General features: G+C 69.5%; 16 protein-coding genes. 7 read left to right on the top strand and 9 right to left on the bottom strand.

The window, feature by feature from the left end; genetic code table 11:
• The first annotated feature begins 11 nt into the window (after positions 1–11).
• Positions 12–3545 (top strand): cobaltochelatase subunit CobN, encoded by a 3534-nt coding sequence (cobN, locus tag VHD82_RS27100; RefSeq protein ID WP_325709890.1) that lies wholly within the window; start codon positions 12–14, stop codon positions 3543–3545.
• Positions 3546–3728: 183 nt separating this feature from the next.
• On the opposite strand, the gene VHD82_RS27105 is transcribed toward cobN, so the two are convergent.
• From VHD82_RS27105 to VHD82_RS27120, 4 genes are read right to left on the bottom strand one after another with little or no spacing between them, the layout of a single operon-like run.
• Positions 3729–5075 (bottom strand): HAMP domain-containing sensor histidine kinase, encoded by a 1347-nt coding sequence (locus tag VHD82_RS27105; RefSeq protein ID WP_325709894.1) that lies wholly within the window; start codon positions 5073–5075, stop codon positions 3729–3731.
• Positions 5062–5739 carry a response regulator gene (locus tag VHD82_RS27110; RefSeq protein WP_325709897.1) on the bottom strand — a complete coding sequence of 226 codons (678 nt, stop codon included), beginning with the start codon at positions 5737–5739 and terminating at the stop codon, positions 5062–5064. Before VHD82_RS27110 ends, VHD82_RS27105 begins: the two co-directional genes overlap by 14 nt.
• Positions 5740–5756: 17 nt before the next feature.
• Complete coding sequence (locus VHD82_RS27115) at positions 5757–5933, bottom strand: hypothetical protein (protein ID WP_325709900.1); 177 nt, start codon at positions 5931–5933, stop codon at positions 5757–5759.
• Positions 5930–6316 carry a hypothetical protein gene (locus VHD82_RS27120; RefSeq protein WP_325709903.1) on the bottom strand — a complete coding sequence of 129 codons (387 nt, stop codon included), beginning with the start codon at positions 6314–6316 and terminating at the stop codon, positions 5930–5932. Before VHD82_RS27120 ends, VHD82_RS27115 begins: the two co-directional genes overlap by 4 nt.
• A gap of 124 nt (positions 6317–6440) precedes the next feature.
• On the opposite strand from VHD82_RS27120, the gene VHD82_RS27125 reads away from it, so the two are divergent.
• Entirely contained in the window at positions 6441–7208 is a 768-nt protein-coding gene (locus VHD82_RS27125) for a 5-oxoprolinase subunit PxpA (protein ID WP_325710009.1), read from the top strand.
• Here VHD82_RS27125 and VHD82_RS27130 read toward each other — a convergent pair.
• The 3 genes from VHD82_RS27130 to VHD82_RS27140 all read right to left on the bottom strand — a co-directional run bounded on the left by VHD82_RS27130 (position 7183) and on the right by VHD82_RS27140 (position 9554).
• A complete protein-coding gene (locus VHD82_RS27130; RefSeq protein ID WP_325709906.1) occupies positions 7183–8409 on the bottom strand; it encodes a cytochrome P450 in 1227 nt (408 codons plus the stop codon). The genes VHD82_RS27125 and VHD82_RS27130 overlap by 26 nt on opposite strands.
• The gene (locus tag VHD82_RS27135; RefSeq protein ID WP_325709909.1) at positions 8409–9164 is read right to left on the bottom strand and encodes an alpha/beta hydrolase; all 756 of its coding nucleotides are present in this window, start codon (positions 9162–9164) and stop codon (positions 8409–8411) included. Before VHD82_RS27135 ends, VHD82_RS27130 begins: the two co-directional genes overlap by 1 nt.
• A gap of 150 nt (positions 9165–9314) precedes the next feature.
• The gene (locus VHD82_RS27140; protein ID WP_325709912.1) at positions 9315–9554 is read right to left on the bottom strand and encodes a hypothetical protein; all 240 of its coding nucleotides are present in this window, start codon (positions 9552–9554) and stop codon (positions 9315–9317) included.
• A gap of 147 nt (positions 9555–9701) precedes the next feature.
• Between VHD82_RS27140 and VHD82_RS27145 the strand changes: the two genes are divergently transcribed.
• From VHD82_RS27145 to VHD82_RS27160, 4 genes are all read left to right on the top strand, one after another.
• A complete protein-coding gene (locus VHD82_RS27145; protein WP_325709915.1) occupies positions 9702–12098 on the top strand; it encodes a Tex family protein in 2397 nt (798 codons plus the stop codon).
• 105 nt (positions 12099–12203) lie between these two features.
• Positions 12204–12626 carry a DUF6401 family natural product biosynthesis protein gene (locus VHD82_RS27150; RefSeq protein ID WP_325709922.1) on the top strand — a complete coding sequence of 141 codons (423 nt, stop codon included), beginning with the start codon at positions 12204–12206 and terminating at the stop codon, positions 12624–12626.
• Positions 12627–12713: 87 nt separating this feature from the next.
• Positions 12714–15575, top strand: a complete 2862-nt coding sequence (locus VHD82_RS27155) for an AfsR/SARP family transcriptional regulator (protein ID WP_325709925.1) — start codon at positions 12714–12716, stop codon at positions 15573–15575.
• 54 nt (positions 15576–15629) lie between these two features.
• Positions 15630–16274, top strand: coding sequence for an SDR family oxidoreductase (locus tag VHD82_RS27160; RefSeq protein ID WP_325709929.1), 645 nt, complete (start codon positions 15630–15632; stop codon positions 16272–16274).
• Between the two features lie 30 nt (positions 16275–16304).
• On the opposite strand, the gene VHD82_RS27165 is transcribed toward VHD82_RS27160, so the two are convergent.
• Entirely contained in the window at positions 16305–16766 is a 462-nt protein-coding gene (locus VHD82_RS27165; RefSeq protein WP_325709932.1) for an Lrp/AsnC family transcriptional regulator, read from the bottom strand.
• 78 nt (positions 16767–16844) lie between these two features.
• On the opposite strand from VHD82_RS27165, the gene VHD82_RS27170 reads away from it, so the two are divergent.
• Positions 16845–17840 carry a Glu/Leu/Phe/Val dehydrogenase dimerization domain-containing protein gene (locus VHD82_RS27170; RefSeq protein ID WP_325709935.1) on the top strand — a complete coding sequence of 332 codons (996 nt, stop codon included), beginning with the start codon at positions 16845–16847 and terminating at the stop codon, positions 17838–17840.
• Between the two features lie 51 nt (positions 17841–17891).
• On the opposite strand, the gene VHD82_RS27175 is transcribed toward VHD82_RS27170, so the two are convergent.
• Entirely contained in the window at positions 17892–19007 is a 1116-nt protein-coding gene (locus tag VHD82_RS27175; RefSeq protein WP_325709938.1) for an SPFH domain-containing protein, read from the bottom strand.
• Positions 19008–19015 lie beyond the last annotated feature (8 nt).

Consider the following 19015-nt stretch of genomic DNA (forward strand, 5'->3'; position numbering starts at 1 on the left):
GGAGGCCCCGCGTGATCCTGCTGTTGTCCACTTCGGACACCGACCTGCTGAGTGCCCGTGCCGCCGGCTACCGGCTGGCCAACCCGGCCCGGCTCGATCTGGCCGAGCTGCCGGGGTTGCTGGACGGGGCGGACATCGTGGTGGTCCGCATCCTGGGGTCGGCCCGCACCTGGCAGCAGGGCCTGGACATCGTGCGGGCCAGCGGGAAGCATGTCGTGGTGCTCGGTGGCGAGCAGACGCCGGACGCGGAGCTGATGGGGCTGTCCACGGTGCCGGCCGGGATCGCCACCGAGGCCCACGCGTACCTGGCGCAGGGTGGCCCGGCAAATCTCGAACAGCTGCACCGGTTCCTGTCGGACACGCTGCTGCTGACCGGGGACGGGTTCGAGCCGCCGGCGCCGCAGCCGGTGTGGGGCGTGCTGGAGCGGGAGCAGCGCCGCGCCGAGGGCCCTGTCGTCGCGGTCTTGTACTACCGGGCGCACCACCTGTCCGGGAACACGGCGTTCGTCGAGGCGATCTCGCAGGCGATCGAGGACGCGGGCGGGCAGGCGCTGCCGATCTACTGCTCGTCGCTGCGTTCCCGTGAGCCGGAGATGATGGCGGAGCTGCGCAAAGCGGACGCGTTGCTGGTCACCGTGCTCGCCGCGGGCGGCACCCGCCCGTCGGAGGTCGGCGCCGGCGGTGACGACGAGGCATGGGACGTCGCCGAGATGGCGGCGCTCGACATTCCGATCCTGCAGGCGATGTGCCTCACCAGTGACCGGGAAACGTGGGCGGCCAACGACGAGGGACTGTCCCCTTTGGACGCCGGGAACCAGATGGCGGTGCCCGAGTTCGACGGCAGGCTGATCACGGTTCCGTTCTCCTTCAAGGAGATCGACGACGACGGCCTGCCGCACTACGTGCCCGACGCGGAGCGTGCGAGCCGCGTGGCGAAGATCGCACTGGCGCACGCGCGGCTGCGGCACACCCCGCCGCCGGAGCGGAAGATCGCCCTGATGCTTTCTGCCTATCCCACAAAGCATTCTCGTGTCGGTAACGCTGTCGGGCTGGACACCCCGGCCTCGGCGATCAAACTGTTGCGCCGGATGATCGAGCAGGGCTACGAGCTCGGGCCGGAGCCGTTCCCCGGTATCGAGTCCGGCGACGGGGACGAGCTGATCCACGCGCTGATCGCCGCGGGCGGGCAGGATCCGGAGTGGCTCACCGAGGAACAGCTGGCAGGCAACCCGATCCGGGTGCCGGCCGCGCGCTACCGCGAATGGTTCGCGGAACTGCCCGAGGAGCTGCGCTCCGCGATGGAGGAGCACTGGGGCCCGGCGCCCGGCGAGCTGTATGTCGACAACGGCGACATCGTGCTGGCTTCGTTGCAGGCGGGCAATGTCGTGCTGATGATCCAGCCGCCACGCGGGTTCGGGGAGAACCCGGTGGCCATCTACCACAACCCGGACCTGCCGCCGAGCCACCACTATCTTGCCGCGTACCGCTGGCTGGAAGAGGAGTTCGGCGCGCACGCGGTGGTGCACCTCGGCAAGCACGGTTCGCTGGAATGGCTGCCGGGCAAGACAGCCGGGTTGTCCGCGTCCTGCGCGCCCGATGCCGTACTGGGCAACCTGCCGCTCATCTATCCCTTTCTGATCAACGATCCCGGCGAAGGCGCGCAGGCGAAACGGCGCGCGCACGCCACGATCGTCGATCACCTCATCCCGCCGATGGCCCGCGCGGAAAGCTATGGTGATCTCGCCCGGCTCGAACAGCTGATGGACGAGCACGCGAACATCGCGGCGATGGACCCGGCGAAACTGCCCGCGATCCGGGCCCAGATCTGGACGCTCATCCAGGCCGCGAAGCTGGACCACGACCTTGGCGTGAGCGAGCGCCCGCATGACGCGGAGTTCGACGACTTCCTGCTGCACATCGACGGTTGGCTGTGCGAGATCAAGGACGCGCAGATCCGGGACGGGTTGCACATCCTCGGTGAAGCGCCGACCGGTGAGGCGCGGGTGAACCTCGTCCTGGCGATGCTGCGCGCGCAGCAGATGTGGGGCGGGAAGGCAGGAGCCGTACCCGGCTTGCGTTCCGCGCTGGGGTTGAAAGAAGACGCGCCATTGTCCGAAGTGGACGCCGTAGAGCAGACCGCGCGCGCACTGGTCGAGCAGTTGGAAGCGGCGAACTGGTCGGTCGACGCCATCACGGCCGAGGAGCCGGTGGCCGGTGTGCTGCGCTTCGCCGCGACGGAGATCGTGCCGCGCCTGGCCGGCACCACGGCCGAGATCGACGCGGTGCTGCACGCACTCGACGGCGGCTACATCGCGGCGGGCCCTAGCGGATCTCCCTTGCGGGGCTTGGTGAACGTGCTGCCGACGGGCCGAAACTTCTACACCGTCGACCCGAAGGCGATCCCGAGCCGCTTGGCGTGGGAAACGGGCCAGGCGCTGGCCGACTCGCTGCTGCGGCGCTACCGGGAGGACACCGGCGAGTGGCCGCGCTCGGTCGGCCTGTCGGTCTGGGGCACCTCGGCCATGCGCACGTCCGGCGACGACGCGGCGGAAGTCCTTGCGCTGCTTGGTGTCCAGCCGGTCTGGGACGAGGCTTCACGACGGGTCACCGGCCTGGAGCCGATCCCGCTCGCGGAGCTGGGACGCCCGCGCGTCGACGTCACGGTGCGGATCAGCGGTTTCTTCCGGGACGCCTTCCCGCACGTGATCGACCTGATGGACGACGCCGTCCGCCTCGTCGCCGCATTGGACGAGCCGGAGTCGGAGAACTTCGTCCGAGCCCACACCCGCGCCGACCTGGCCGCGCATGGGGACGAACGCCGTGCCACCACAAGGATCTTCGGCTCGAAGCCCGGTGCTTATGGTGCCGGATTGTTGCCGCTGATGGACTCCGGCAACTGGCGCGACGACGCCGATCTCGCCGAGGTCTATGCCACCTGGGGTGGTTACGCCTACGGTCGGGACCTGGACGGAAAATCGGCGCGCGCGGATATGGAAAGCTCGTACCGGCGGATCGTCGTGGCGGCGAAGAACACGGACACCCGCGAACACGACATCGCCGACTCGGACGACTATTTCCAGTACCACGGGGGCATGATCGCCTTCACCCGCTCGCTCACCGGCGAGGCCCCCGCTTCCTACATCGGTGACTCCACGAGCCCCGACGCCGTCCGCACCCGGTCCCTCTCGGAGGAGACGGCGCGCGTATTCCGGGCACGGGTGGTGAACCCGCGCTGGCTCGCGGCCATGCGGAAACACGGCTACAAGGGCGCCTTCGAACTCGCCGCGACGGTCGACTATTTGTTCGGCTTCGACGCCACCGCCGGCGTCGTGGACGATTGGATGTACGAGAAACTGTCCGAGTCGTATGTGCTGGACCAGCAGAACCAGGATTTTCTGTCGCAGTCGAACCCGTGGGCCCTGCGCGGCATCATCGAGCGCCTGACCGAGGCCGCCGACCGTGGCCTGTGGGAAGAGCCCGACCCGGAGCTGCTGGCGCAACTGCGCGAGGTCTACCTACGGACCGAGGGCGACCTGGAGGATTAACACCACAAACCCACAAACCGCCGCCCGGCAACGCAAGCCAACGCACCACCCCGCCCACACCCCTCCCCCGAGCCGATCCCGACCGTTGAACACTGCGCGTTCGGGGCGGAGGTGGGGGCACAGAGCGCGCCCCGCGCGCGGCCGTTGCTATCCCAAGCCGCAACAAGTCGGGTGATCAACCCCTCACCGCACCACAAACCCCACCGAAAACGCCGCCCCACCCTCCGCCGCGGGCCCGGCCGAAATCACCCCGCCCATCCGCGTCACCAGCCCGTGCGCCAGGGCCAGGCCGACCCCCGACCCCACCGCCCGGCTCCCCCGGTACTTCGCGTTCAGCGCGCCCCGCTCGAAGGCCACCGCGTAATCCTCCGGCGCAAGCCCGGGCCCACCATCCCGCACCTGGATCACGCCGCGACTATCCAAAGACAACACGATCGGTGCACCGGCAGGCGTGGCACGCAAGGCGTTCTCGGCCAGAATGTCCAGCACCTGACGCAACCGCCGAGGGTCAGCGACAACGCGAACCGGCCCTGGCGGAAGCTCCGTCGAGAACACCACCCCAGCCTGCTCACACCGCACCCGCCAGACGTCCGCGCAGGAACGCACCGTCTCCGCAAGGTCGATCTCCGCCAGGTCCAGCCGGAACTCGTCCGCGCCGAGACGCGCCAAGTCCAGCAGGTCGTTCACCAGGCGCTCCAGTCGCTGCGACTCGCGCTGGATCGTCTCGCCCGCCTCGGCCGGGGAAACCACACCGTCCACAAGCGACTCCGCGAACCCGCGCACAGCGGTCAACGGCGTGCGCAGCTCGTGGGAAACCGACAGCAGGAACTCCCGCTGCCGTGATTCGCTGTGCTGCAACGCCGCCGACAACTCGTTCACCGCGCTCGCCACCTCCGCCACCTCCGCGGGCCCCTCCTCCGGAGCACGCAGGTCGCGACGGCCCTGGCGCATCGTCGCGGCAACGTTCGCCGTGCGGCGCAAGGGCCTCGCGAGCAAGCGGCCGAACGCAAGACCGGCGACGGCGGCGACCAGCAGCCCCGCACCAAGCGCCAGCAACAGGTTGCGCACGAACACCCGTTGCGTGTTCCGGGCCATCTGCACCGGCTCCACCAAGGCGAACGCCGCGCCCGACACGCCACGGATCTCGACGAGGTACTCCTGCCCCGCCACCGTCCGCTTCACCGAGACCGACTGTCCCGCCCCGACCCGCTGCAAACCGGCCTCGGTGGCAGCGCGCGTCGTACTCGCGTCCGCGCTCGCCAAGGCCGGAAAACGCGAGGTGACGACCGAGATCCCTTGCCCATGAAGGACATCCGCAACCTTGGCCAGACCGACTCGCGATCCGACGCCGGTGGCATCCACCTGGCTCGCGACCACATCCGCCTGCGCCGAAAGCGAACGCTGCAGCACGTCCTCGCCGGTGCGCCGGACCAGCGACGCGGCGACGAGACCCGCCACCAGCACCGCGATCCCCGCCACCGCAAGGCAAACCGCGGTGACCCTCGCGGCGAGCGAGCTACGACGCCGCATAACCGACGCCACGGACTGTCCTGATCGGACTCGAATCACCGAGTTTCGCCCGCAACTGCGCGATGTGCACGTCCACGGTCCGGGTGCCGGCCGAAGCCTCGTACCCCCACACCGCGCTGAGCAACTGTCCACGCTCGAACACCCGGCCCGGCTGCCGCAGCAACTCGGCCAGGAGGTCGAACTCCGTCGAGGTCAGCGAAACCTCTTGCTCCCCGGCCCAAACCTTGCGCTGAGCCACGTCCGCCCGCACCCCGCCCACCGCGAGCACCTCGGCAGGCGGGCCCGCGCTGCGCCGCAACACCGTACGCACACGTGCGGCAAGCTCGCGCGGGCTGAACGGCTTTGTGACGTAGTCGTCCGCGCCGAGCTCCAGGCCCAGCAGGCGGTCCACCTCGTCGTCCCTGGCCGTCACGAACAGCACCGGCGTCCAGTCTCCGCCCGCCCGCATCGTGCGGCAGACCTGCACACCGTCCATTCCGGACAGTCCGATGTCGAGGATCACCGCCACCGGACGCAACCGCCGCACGGCGGCGAGCGCACCCTCCCCACTGGACTCGACGTGCGTGCCGAACCCGTCCCGCCGCAGGTAGCGCACGATGAGGTCGGCTATCGCGGCCTCGTCCTCCACCACGAGCACGAGTCCACGGCCTGCGGGTGCGGTCATCGGCGCTCCGGGCTGGCTCACGGCGAGCCGTCGCCCGCCACCTCCGAATCGATCGCGTCCAGCGTAGTCTGCACCTGGCTCAGCTCGTTCGCTCCCTGCGAAGCGCCGCCGCCCGCCTGGTCGTCGCAGGCGGCGCAGCCCAGCGTGAGAGCCGTCGCGGTCAGACAGGCCGCCACTACCCGCCGCGCGTTCATTTCGCCACACAGTGGGCGTTCTTGAAGTCGGTGAGGCGCTGGTCCACCGACTTGAGATCGTCCACCCGACCGGCCCGCCGCGTCGCCCGCTGGTCCAGTTTGTCCGCGAGTTCCGGATGTCCCTTGGCTCGCTGGTTCTGCGCGCGCTGCTTGAGCCACGCGACCGAACCCCGCACGTCGGCACCCCCGTTGATCTTGTCGACCAGCTTGTTCTTCCGGTCGATCAGATGAGGCAGCACGTCGGCGCACAGGTGCTGGGACTCCTCCGGGCTCAGCGTGATCGGCGCGTAGCTGGTGGTGTCGGCCGAAGCCGCCGGGGCACCCACGGCGATCATGGCCACGGCGCCGCAGGCCGCGAGCGCGGCGCGTGCTGGGATGCGCATCGGATCACTCCTCGTCTCCTGAAGTCCCGGCACCTTGCCGGGACGTGTGGGACTGTGCTGTACGAGGATTCGAGGAGCGTCGGCGCTTTGTTCGGGTTCGGTAAAGAGTTTGGGGAGCACGTTGATCGATTTGAACAGTGACCTCGGCGAGGGCTTCGGCATCTGGCCGCTCACCCACGACGACGCCCTGCTGGGCATCGTGACCAGTGCGAACGTGGCCTGTGGGTTCCACGCCGGTGATCCCAGCGTGCTGCGCAAGGTGACCGAGCGGGCCGCGTCGGCCGGGGTCGCGGTCGGGGCGCAGGTCGGCTACCGCGACCTTGCCGGGTTCGGCCGCCGGTTCATCGACGTGGATCCCGCGGAGCTGGTGAACGACGTGATCTACCAGATCGCCGCCCTGGACGGGTTCGCCAGGATCGCCGGGACCCGCGTCACCTACGTGAAGCCGCATGGCGCGCTGTACAACGCGATCGTGCATCACGCCGAGCAGGCCGCCGCGGTGGTCGAAGCGGTGAAGGCGTACGACGCGAGTCTGCCCGTGCTGGGGCTGCCTGGTTCGGAATGGTTGCGCCAGGCGGAATCCGCGGGCCTGCGCCCGGTTCGGGAAGCCTTCGCCGACCGCGCCTACACCCCGGAGGGCACGCTGGTTTCGCGGCGGCAGCCCGGTTCGGTGATCCACGAGCCGGAGGAGGTGCTGCGGCGGGTCGTGCGGATGGCCACCGAGGGCACCGTGGTGGCCATCGACGGCAGCGTGGTCAAGGTCGAGCCGGAGTCGGTGTGCGTGCACGGCGACACCCCGGGCGCGGTCGAGATCGCCCGTGGCGTGCGCGACGCCCTGGCGGGCGCGGGTGTGGAACTGCGTGCCTTCACCAATGCAGCGGGAGATGCGTGATTCCGTTGATGAAGTTCGACGTCAGGTGCCGGACCTCGCCGTCGAGCCGCACTTCGGGCAGCCGGAGGAACTCGCGGAAGAACGTGCGCAGCTGAAGGCGTCCGAAATGGGCGCCGAGGCACAGATGCGGTCCCTGCCCGAAAGCCAGGTGGTCATTGGGTTCCCGGGCGAGATCGAAGCGGTACGGGTCGGGGAAGGCGCGCTCGTCGAAATGCGCCGACGCGAAGTAGACGACGACCTTGTCCCCGGCCCGGATCCGCTGCCCGGACAGTTCGGTGTCCCGGCTCGCGGTGCGGCGGAACGTGAGCACCGGCGGATGCCAGCGCAGCATCTCCTCCACCGCACTGGGCAGCAGCTCCGGGTTTTCCCGCAGGCGCCGGTACTCATCGGGATGTTCGAGCAGCGCCAGGACTCCGCCGGGTAGCGCGCTGCGCACGGTGTCGTTGCCGGCGATCACCACCAGGAAGAAGAACATCTCCAGCTCGGCGGCATCCAGCGCGCGCCCGTCCACCTCGGCCCGCACGAGCGCCGTCATCAGGTCGTCGCCCGGGTTTTGGCGTTTCTGCTCCGCGAGTTGCTGGGCGTAGCCGAACATGTCGGCGAGCATCGCCGGGGAGCGCGGGTTGATCGGCCTGCCCTGCTCGTCGCGCACGATCTCCGCGTGTTCCGGGTCCTGGTAGCCGATCACCCGGTTCGTCCACTTGAGCAGCAGCCCGCGATCGGCGGGCGGCACGCCGAGCAGGTCGGCGAGGTTGAGCAACGGGAAGTCGTCGGTGACCTGCACCGGCAGATCACACCGGCCGTCGACGGCGCCGAGCAGGCCGCGCACCCGCTCCGCGATCTGCTCGGCCGAACGCTCCAGGCGACGGCGTGTGAACACCGCGGACACGATGCGCCGCAACCGGTTGTGCTCGGGGGCGTCCATGTTGAGGATCATCCGGCGGATGAACGCGAGATCGTCCGGCTCCGGGTCACGGATCTGGGTGGCGCCGAGCCAGGACGAGTAGATCTCCGGCGTGCGCAGCACGTGCCGGACGTCGGCGTACCGGGTCACCGCCCAGAAACCGGGGCCGGCGGGCCAGCCGAGCACCTCGTGTTCGTCCTGCCACGAAACGGGTTCCGTGTCGCGCAGCCGGCGGAACTCCTCGTGCGGCAGGCCACGGGCGAAAACCCGCGGATCGAACACGTCCGCGGCAGGCATCAGTGCTCGTCCAGGAACACTTCGATCGTGTTGGCGAGCGTCACCGGCACCTCGTCGGCGGCGTAGTGCCCGGCGTCGGGCATCACCTCGAGGTCGAGTTTCGGGTACCACTGGGCGAAAGTGGCCAGCATCGCCTGCTCGCCGAGCGCCGGGTCGTGCTCACCGACGATCACCTTGACCGGCACCTCGGCACCCTCGATGCGCTCGTGGAAGTCGGTCTTCGCCCACGCCTGCAGGTACGCGGCGAACGCTGTCCGGTCGGAGTTTTCCTCGGAGTGCAGGACCATGCCGTCGAGCCAGGCGTCGGGGTGGCGGTTGCCGGTGGTGAAATCGATGATCGCCTTACGGTTGGCCGAATCCTCGGCCGCGCCGGCGAACAGCTCCCAGGTCTGCTCGTCGAACGGGACCCCACTCGCCGGCACCGGCGACACGCCGACGAGCGCGCGCACCCTCTCCGGCGCGTCGGCGTAGACCCACTGCATCACGCTGCCGCCCATGGAATGCCCGACCAGCGAGAAGCGCTCGGCCTGCAGCTCGTCGGCCAGCGCCAGCACATCCCCTGCCGCCTCCGCGATCGTGTACTCGCCCGGCACTTCCTTGCGGGCACCGTAGCCGCGAAAATCCGGGAAGACGTAGCTGAAGTGTTCGGCGTCGAGATGCGGGATCAGGTTCTCCCACGCGTTCGCCGATCCGAACCAGCCGTGCAGGGCGAGGACGAGATGCCCACCCGTGCCGACGCGTACGTAGTCGTCCACAGCGCCTCCTCATCGAGCCGGTCCGAGCTTGGCACACTCCGCTGGGTTCCGCACCGTCGCCGAGCCTGCTCCCCGTGCCCGCCGCGCGCGGCGACAACAACGGACGCGCGTGGCCGGTGCCGATTCTCCATGCAGGGCAAGCATTTCCACTCACTGCTGGCCGGTGTGGCAGCCCGAACCGCTTGGCCGCTCCTGCCAGACCAGGGCCTCGTGCAGTGCCTCGACCAAGCGCTCGTCGTCCTCCTCGGTCGGCTCCGCGCCGAACGGAACCCAACGCTCGAATACCTGGTTCCCGTCCTCGAAACCGGTCAGCAGAATTCCCGGATACGACAACGAAACCCGCCTGCCGTCCCCCGTCTCCACCCGTACCTGCCTGCAGTGCACGCTCACCTGCACACACCGGCCACCCGTTTCACAGCCTTGCATACGCACCTACCGGGACGGGTGACCGTTGTCGATACTCACGAGTCGCAGCCAGACGGCATTTGGTTACTGGACCCACGCCACGGTTTGGCAACCCTGTCCGCACCGGCGGGCATGCCGAAGGCAGAATGCAACGGACCGGCCTCGACAAGGGAGTGGATCAGGAACGTGACAGGCGTCGTGCAGTCGATCGAGCACAGGATCGCCGAGGAGCTCGGCGTGCGCGAGGGACAGGTCAAGGCCGCCGTGGAGCTCCTCGACGGCGGGTCGACCGTGCCGTTCATCGCGCGGTACCGCAAGGAAGTCACCGGCACGCTCGATGACACCCAGCTGCGCACGCTCGAGGAGCGGCTCCGCTACCTGCGGGAACTCGACGAGCGCCGGGGCGCGATCCTGGACTCGATCCAGTCCCAGGGCAAGCTGACCGAGGAGCTGGCCGACCGGATCCGCGCGGCCGACACCAAGGCCAGGCTCGAGGACATCTACCTCCCCTACAAACCCAAGCGCCGCACGAAGGCCCAGATCGCCCGTGAAGCAGGCCTGGAGCCGCTGGCCGAGGGCCTCCTGAACGACCCGTCGAAGGACCCGCAGGCAGCGGCCGCGGTGTTCGTGGACGCCGAGAAGGGCGTGGCGGACGCGCAGGCGGCGCTCGACGGGGCCAGGGCGATCCTGGTGGAGCGCTTCGGCGAGGACGCGGACCTGATCGGCGAGCTGCGCGAGAAGATGTGGGCGCAGGGCCGCCTCTCGTCGAAGGTGCGCGCGGGCAAGGAGACCGAGGGCGCCAAGTTCTCGGACTACTTCGACTTCGCCGAGCCCTTCACGAAAATGCCGTCACACCGCGTGCTCGCGATGTTCCGCGGCGAGAAGGAAGAGGTCCTCGACCTCACGATCGAGCCGGAAGAGCCCTCCGACGAGCCCGGCCCGAGCAGCTACGAGCAGCGCATCGCGCAGCGGTTCGGCATCTCGGGCGACGGCCGTCCCGCCGACAAGTGGCTGGCCGACACCGTGCGCTGGGCGTGGCGCACCAAGATCCTGCTGCACCTTGGCATCGACCTGCGGCTGCGGCTGCGCCAGGCGGCCGAGGACGACGCGGTGCGCGTGTTCGCCGCGAACCTGCGTGACCTGCTGCTGGCCGCGCCGGCCGGCACCCGCGCCACGATGGGTCTCGACCCGGGCTTCCGCACCGGCGTGAAGGTCGCGGTCGTCGACGCCACCGGCAAGGTCGTCGCCACCGACACGATCTACCCGCACCAGCCGGCCAACCGCTGGGACGAGTCGATCGCGAAGCTGGCCGAACTGGCCGGTGAGCACAAGGTCGACCTGATCGCCATCGGCAACGGCACGGCCTCCCGCGAGACCGACAAGCTGGCCATCGAACTGATCAAGAAGCACCCGGACCTGAAGCTGACGAAGGCCGTGGTCTCCGAGGCAGGCGCCTCCGTGTACTCGGCTTCCGCGTTCGCGGCGCAGGAGCTGCCGGGGATGGACGTGTCGCTGCGCGGCGCGGTGTCCATCGCCCGCCGCCTGCAGGATCCGCTGGCGGAGCTGGTGAAGATCGACCCGAAATCCATCGGGGTCGGGCAGTACCAGCACGACATCTCCGAGGTCTCGCTGTCGCGTTCGCTGGACGCGGTGGTCGAAGACTGCGTGAACGCGGTCGGCGTGGACGTGAACACCGCGTCCGCCCCGCTGCTGACCAGGGTTTCCGGCATCACCGCGAGCCTGGCCGAGAACATCGTCAGCCACCGTGACTCCAACGGCCCGTTCCGTTCCCGCGAAGTGCTCAAGTCGGTGCCGCGCCTCGGCCCGAAGGCGTTCGAGCAGTGCGCGGGCTTCCTGTGCATCCGCGACGGTGAGGACCCGCTGGACTGCACCAGCGTGCACCCGGAGTCCTATCCGGTGGTACGCCGGATTCTGACCACCACGGGCAAGCAGCTGCCGGAGCTGATCGGCAACGAGCGGGCGCTCAAGGCCGTCCGGCCCGAGCAGTTCGTCGACGAGACCGTCGGGCTGCCCACGGTCACCGACATTCTGTCCGAACTGGAAAAGCCGGGCCGCGACCCGCGTCCGGCGTTCAAAACGGCCACGTTCGCCGAAGGCGTCGAGAAAATCGCGGACCTCAAGCCGGGAATGCGGCTGGAGGGCACCGTGACCAACGTGGCCGCGTTCGGCGCTTTCGTCGACATCGGGGTGCATCAGGACGGTCTGGTGCACGTGTCGGCGATGTCGAAGAACTTCGTCAAGGACCCGCGCGACGTCGTCAAATCCGGCGACATCGTCAAGGTCAAGGTGCTCGACGTGGACATTCCCCGCAAGCGCATTTCGCTGACGCTGCGACTGGACGACGAGGTCGGCGGCGGCAAACCGGCGCGGCAGCCGAATGAGCGTGGTGGCGAGCGGCAGGGCCAGCAGCGCAAGGGCGGCGGCCAGTCGCGCAATCGCCGCGATTCCGGTAACGCCGCCGGCGGTGCTCTCGCGGACGCATTACGCCGAGCTGGTTACGGCCGCTGAATTCATTGGCAGAAAAGTGACAATCCGTCGCGGGCGAAACGCGCATCCGGCGGAATAATGTCCCCCCGGGTGGCGCAGCGCCGGGGATCGGCCCATCATCACTGTATGGGCTGGGCCGATTTCCTGGCGGATCGTTCCGCCAGGCGCTGGCTGTCCGGGATGGCCGGGCGGCTGGAGCCGGGCTGGCTCGCCCTCGCCGCCGAGCCCCAGCTATGGCCCCCGTTCGAGGGTCATCTCAGCGCGGTCGCCGACGCGATCCGCTGCGAGGTCGATCTGGTGCCGCGCGCGGAGCCGGTCACCGATCTGGTGCTCATCGCCGGGCACGCGCACGACGTGTGGCACGCCGCGCAGGCCGAGGGCTGGACGCCGCCGATCACGGCCCTGAGCTGGACGGCGAACGAGTGGACGGGGCTGCGCCTGCTGGCCTGCTACCGGCTGGCGTCGGCGGAGCCGCACGGGCCGCGGCTGAGCCGGACGGCGGCCGAGCTCCGGCCCATCTCGGCGGGGGCGCCGCGCCGCGTGCGGTGACCGTTCGCCGATCCCCCGGCAGGATTTACCGAGTGGACACGAGCCGGTGTTGGCTTCGCCCCCACCGTGACCATACGATTCGCCCTGGTGATCACCTTCCGCGCGCTCGGCCCGTTCGAAGTCGCCGTGGCAGGCAGGCCCCTGCCACTGGGCGGCGCCAAACCGCGCCTGCTGCTGGCCACGCTGCTGCTGCAGGCCAACAGGGTGGTGTCGGCGGACGCGCTGGCCGAGGTGCTCTGGCCCAGGTCAGCGCCCCGTTCGGCGGCGGCCAACATCCGCACGTACGTCCATTCGCTGCGCAAACGTCTCGGCGACGCCGGGGTCGGCGAGCGGATCCAGGGCCGCGCCGGGGGCTATGTGGTGCAGGTCGAGCCTGGTGAGTTCGACGTGGCCGAGTTCGAGGCAAGGCTGAGCGAGGCCGAGGGTGCCGAGCCGCAGGCCGCGCTGGCCGCGCTGGACAAGGCGATGGGTTGCTGGCGCGGCGAAGTCCTGGCCGATCTCGCGCACAGCCACTTGTGGAGCGCCGAAGTCGCGCGCCTCACCGAACAGCGGTTTGCCGCGCAGGAGCGACGCGTGCGGCTCCGTGTCGAACTGGGCGAGCAGGCGCGGGCAGTCCGGGAAATCCGGGAGCTGCTGGCGGAAAACCCGTTGCGTGAGGAGCTTTGGCGACAGCTGGTGCTGGCGCTGGACGCCGACGGACGCCGCGCCGAAGCGCTCGAGGCGTACACACAGGCCGAGCGCGTGCTGCGTGACGAACTGGACGCCGAGCCAGGCCCCGCGCTGAGCCGGACGCACGCCGAGTTGAGCGCCGATACCGCGTTACCCGTACATCAACTTCCCTTGGACCTCCCCGATTTCACCGGCCGCGAGGAGCTGATGGCCGAGGTGACCGGGCTGCTGAGGTCGAACACGCAGCCGGTGGCCGTGATCCTGTCCGGCGCGCCCGGCGTGGGGAAATCCTCGATCGCGGTGCGGGTCGCCCATCGCCTGCGCGACGAATTCCCGGATGGACAGTTGCATGTGGACCTCCGTGGCACCGCGGACTCGCCGCGCCGTCCGCAGGACGTACTGGCGGAACTGTTGCGCGCCTTGGGAGTTCTGGATCCGGCGATGCCGCGCGGGCTGGCCGAACGCTCGGCGCTGCTGCGCTCGAAGCTTGCCTCGCGCAGGCTGTGCATCGTGCTCGACGACGCGGCCGACTCGGCTCAGGTCCGCCCGCTACTGCCCGGCACCGGCTCCTGCGCGGTGCTGATCACCAGTCGCGTGCTGCTACCCGGGCTGCCCGCGGCACGCACGATCAACGTCGAGGTCCTGACCGGCGAGGAGGCGGCCGAGCTACTGGCCGGCATCGTCGGACACGAGCGAATGTCCGCGGAACCCGAAGGGGCACAAGAGATTCTGCGTTGTTGCGGTCGCCTTCCACTGGCCATCAGGGTGGCCGGGGCCAAGCTCGCCCACCGTCCTAACTGGACGCTTACCGTCCTTGCCGACCGCTTGTCCGATGAGCGCAAGCGACTCGACGAGCTGCGGCTCGGGGATCTCGCGGTGCGCTCAAGCGTCAGCCTGAGCTACGAGCAGCTGCCCGGTAGCACCGCGCGGGCCTTCCGCGGGCTCGGGCAGCTCGGGCCCGTTCAGTTCCCGGCCTGGGTGGTCGCGGCGGTCCTCGACCGGCCGGAAGCCGACGACGTACTGGATGTGCTGGTGGACGCGCATCTGGTCGAGATGGTGGCTTCCACGGGCGAGCCGCGCTACCGCCTGCACGACCTGTTGCGCTGCTACGCCGTCGAACAGGCCGCGCCGGAGGAGGCCGACTCCCGGCGCGCACGCGTCCGCCGGGTCATCGAGGGGTATCTCGCGCTGGCGGTGGACGCCACGGAACGGATGCCGATCCATTTCTTCGGCATGGTGCCCGAGCTGTCCGGTTCCTGGCGGGCCGTGCGCGGCGCCGGCGAACCGAACGCCTGGTTCGAGGCCGAATCGCAGACGCTCGTCGCGCTGGTCGAGCTGGCCGTGGACTGGCAGCTGGACGATCTCGCGTGGCGCCTGACCGCCGCCTGCACCCCGTATTTCGATGTGCGCGCGCTGCACGACGATTGGCAGCGCACGCATGAGATCGCGCTGGTCGCCGCGCGCCGCTGCGGCGATCTGTGCGGGCAGGCGATCGTGCTGCGCAACCTCGGTCAGGTCGCCCTGTACCAGGACGATTACCGCGCCGCGGCGGACTCGTTCCGGGAGTCGCTGCGGCTGTTCGAGGAGGCCGGGGACGATCGCGGAGCGGCGATCGCGCTGGCCGGGCTCAGCACCGTGTCCCGGGTGACCGATGACGACGAGCTCGCGCTGGCGCAGTGCCTGCGGGCGCTGGAGACCTTCGAGCGGGTCGGCGATCAGCACAGTGAGGCCGTCGTCCGGATCGCGGTCGGCAGCCTGTGGCTGCTGCGCGACTGTTACGCGACGGCCGAACGGTGGTACACCGACGCTTACGAGCTCTCCGCCGCGATCGGGGATCGTCACCGGGAAGCCCGCGCGCTGCAGCAGATCGCGGTGCTGCACCAGATGCGCGGCAACCTCGGCGCGGCCCGCTCGGAGCTGAACCGGGCGATCGCGATCTTCGAGGAGCTGGGCGATGATCACTGTGTCGGCTACGCGCACCAATGCCTCGGGGAGCTCTTCCTGCGCAGCGGCGACCTCGCGCACGCCAGGCTGCTTCTGGTCAACTCCCTTTCCGTGCACCGCAGAACCGGCGACCGGCGCTCGGTGGCCGAGGTCAGCGAACTGCTCGGCGAACTACACCGGCGCCAGGGCCAGCCGGCGAAGGCGCGCGAATGGTACGAGCAGGCCCTGGCGGTGTGGCGCGAACTGGCCGCCGAGCCGCAGGCCGAAGCGATACTCGAGCGGTTGCGCACCGACCCGCTCACCGGAGGCGGCAGGGTGGCGGGGCGCGGATATTGACCCGGGGTCGGCCGCGCGGCCATGCTGTTCCCCACCAGCCAACGGGGAGGCATCATGGGCAGCACCTTCGTCGTCGTGGGCGGTTCGGGCCGGACCGGCCGCGCGGTCTCCGAACGGCTCGCGTCCGGTGGCCACCGGGTGATCGCCGCCAGCCGCGAGCCGGGCGAGGTCGCGGACGGGGTGGAGACGGCGACACTGGACCTGGCCGCACTGGACCGCTCGGTGTTCGCCGGCGCCGAGGGCGTGGTGATCACCGTCGAACCACCGAAGACGGCGGACGAGGCGGAAACCGTTATGCACCAAGGCATCGCGGGTATCGCGGAGATCGCCGCCAAAGAGGACATCCCGGTGGTGCTGATCTCGCAGATCTACCTGACCCGCGCGTCCGAGCACCCCGAGATGGCGGAGCGGATCGAGGCCAGGGCCCGCGGCGAGCAAGCGCTGCGGGCCAGCGGGGCGCAGTACACGATCGTCCGCCCGAGCTGGCTGCACGACCTGCGCTCCGACGGCGTCCGCATCGAGCAGGGCGACACCGGCGAGGGCCGCATCAGCAGGCAAGCAGTCGCGGACGCTGTTGTGGCGGCGCTGTTCGACCCTTCGGCTTCGGGGAAGACGTTCGAACTGTACGACGATCCGGAGTCCCCGGTCCCCGACTGGCCCACCGTCTTCGCCGCGCTGAAACCGGACCCGGCGGTGTAGCCGAATCGCCGCCCCGATCCACACACGTCCTCAAGCCTCTGGCAACTCCTCCAAAACCACCTTCCGCAAATGCTGGTAGATGATCGAAGTCCGGAATCCCACGATCTCCCGGCGGCTGGTGAAGCGGTCCAGTAGGAAGGCGTGCAGGTGGTCGATGTCCTGCGCGGTCACGTGCACGAGGAAGTCATCGCTGCCCGCCATCGTGAACACCGAGAGCACCTCCGGCAGGTCCGACACCGAGCGCTCGAAGCGTTCGACGACCGTGCGGCTGAGCGGCCGCACCTGCACGGCCACGATCGCCTGCACGCCGCGGTGCAGCGACGGCAGGTCGATTTCCGCGTGGTAGCCCCGGATCACGCCACGCTGCCGCAGCAGGCGGGTGCGCTCCAGGCAGGTGGACGGCGCGATCCCGAGCTTCCGGGCGATGTCGCGGTTCGACTGCCGCGCATCCTTCTGCAAACATCGGATGATCGCCGAATCAAGTTCGTCCATGTTCGCCTCCCGCGCGCTGACACCGAACATCGTTCGGGCATTGGATCACAACGTTGCTCATCGGGCTAGCTTTCAGGCATGGAACATGAAGAAGTGGTCGTCCGGCGCGGAAGCCGCAGCCGGGTGCCGATGATCATCGCCTTGCACTCCCGGGCGTTGGGGCCCGCTGTCGGAGGTGTCCGGTTGCGTCGTTACCCCGATTGGCGGGACGGGCTCGAGGACGCGCTGCGCCTGTCCACGGCGATGACGTACAAATGCGCCGCCGCCGATTTGCCTTTCGGGGGCGGGAAAACCGTGCTCGCGCTCGACCCGTCGACACCGCTGACGGCCGAGTTCCGCCAGGCTGTCCTCGACGATCTCGGGGAGTTCATCGCCTCCTTCGACGGGGCCTACATCGCCGGTCCGGACGTGGGCACCGGTCCCGCCGACATGGCCGCGCTGCGCGAGCACACCCCGAACGTCTTCTGCCTGCCCGAAAACCAGGGCGGCACGGGTTCCTCCAGCGGCCCGACCGCCGTCGGGGTGCTGGCCGCGCTGCGCGCCGGGATGCGGCACGTGTTCGGCTCCGACCAGGTCGCCGGGAAGACCGTGGTGATCAGTGGGCTCGGCTCGGTCGGCGCCCTGATCGCCAAGGGACTGCCGGGCACAAGGATCATCGCGTCCGATGTGGACGAATCGAAACGGGAACTGGGCTATGAGTGGATCGAGCCGGACCAGGTGCTCACCACTTCGGCCGACGTGCTGATTCCCGCCGCTGTGGGCGGCCTGCTCGACCCGGCCGCCATCGAACGACTGCGGGTTCCGCTGGTCGTCGGCCCGGCCAACAACCAGCTGACCGACGACACCCTGGCCGAAGCGTTGGCAGCGAAGGGAGTCGTGTGGATCCCGGACTTCGTCGCCAGCGCCGGCGGCGTGATCTACACCCTCGGCCGGGAGATCGAGGGCCTCGACGACCAGGACGCCGGCGCGCGGGTCGACGCGATCGAGTCCACAGTGGACAAGATACTCGCCGGGCCAGGAACACCGCTCGCCGCGGCGATGTCCCTGGCCACCGGACGAATCGGCCGAAGCTGACCCCACACGAACGAGGCCGATCAAACGCGCGGGCGCGACCCTGGTCCGACCTCAGCGCGGATCGAGCTCGGTGCCCGGCTTTTCGTTGCCGCCGTTGAGCCCCTTCTTCACCGAGTCCAGAATGGACAGTCCCTGACCGACGAGCCCGGCCGCGAGCTCGCCGAGGCCGTCCGAACCGTTGAGGATGTTCACGTTCGCGCCGGCCAGTCCGGCCGCCGCTTCCTTGACGATCATCGGCAGCTGGTCGATCAGCATCCGGTCCAGCGCGACGCGGTCGTAGGAAGCGGCGGCTTCGGCCTGGATGCGCATCTTTTCCGCTTCGGCCTGTGCCAGGATCCGCACCCGCTCGGCCTCGGCGTCGGCCGGCTTGACGACCTCCGCGACCAGTTGCTGTTGGCGCAGTTCCGCTTCGCGCTGCGCCAGTTCCGTCTGCATCGCGATGACCTCGCGCTGCGCCTGTGCCTGCGCGAGCGGCCCGGCCTGCGCGGCTTCGGCCTGCGCACGGTCCACTTCGGCCTTGTACTGCGCCTGCACGACCGCGGTCTTCCGGGCGTATTCCGCCTGCTGCCGCTGGGATTCCTGCTCCGCCTCGGCCGCGGCCTGGTTCGCCTGCGCCTGCGCGATCTGCGCCTGCCGCTGGATCGCGGCGTTGTGCGGCGCGGCCATCGCCGCGATGTAGCCGAGCTTCATGTCGTCAATGGACTGGATCTGCAGCGAGTCGACGGTCAGCCCGATCTTGGCCATCTCCGCCTTCGACCCGTCGAGCACCTCGGTGGCCAGTTTCTGGCGCTCCGTAACGATTTCCTCCACCGTCATCGAGCCGACGATGGAACGAAGGTGCCCAGCGAAGATCCGGCCGGTGAGGACCGACATCTGGTCCTGATCGGACAGAAAGCGCTGTCCGGCGTTGACGATGCTCTCCTCGTCGTTGCCCACCTTGAACGCGATCACCGCGCGCACGTTGAGCGCGATGCCCTGCTTGGTGACGCAGGCTTCGCCGACTTCGGCCTCACACATGGCAAGCGTGAGAAAGCGGACCTTCCGGAAGAACGGGAGGACGAAGCTGCCATGGCCGGTCACGACGCGGAACGGGCTCTCCCCGCTGCCGCCCTTACCGCCCGAGATCAGCATCGCCTCGTCCGGCGCGGGCACGTGATAACCGAACATCGTGTTCT

This window comes from Amycolatopsis sp., assembly GCF_035546795.1.
GTDB lineage: Bacteria > Actinomycetota > Actinomycetes > Mycobacteriales > Pseudonocardiaceae > Amycolatopsis_E.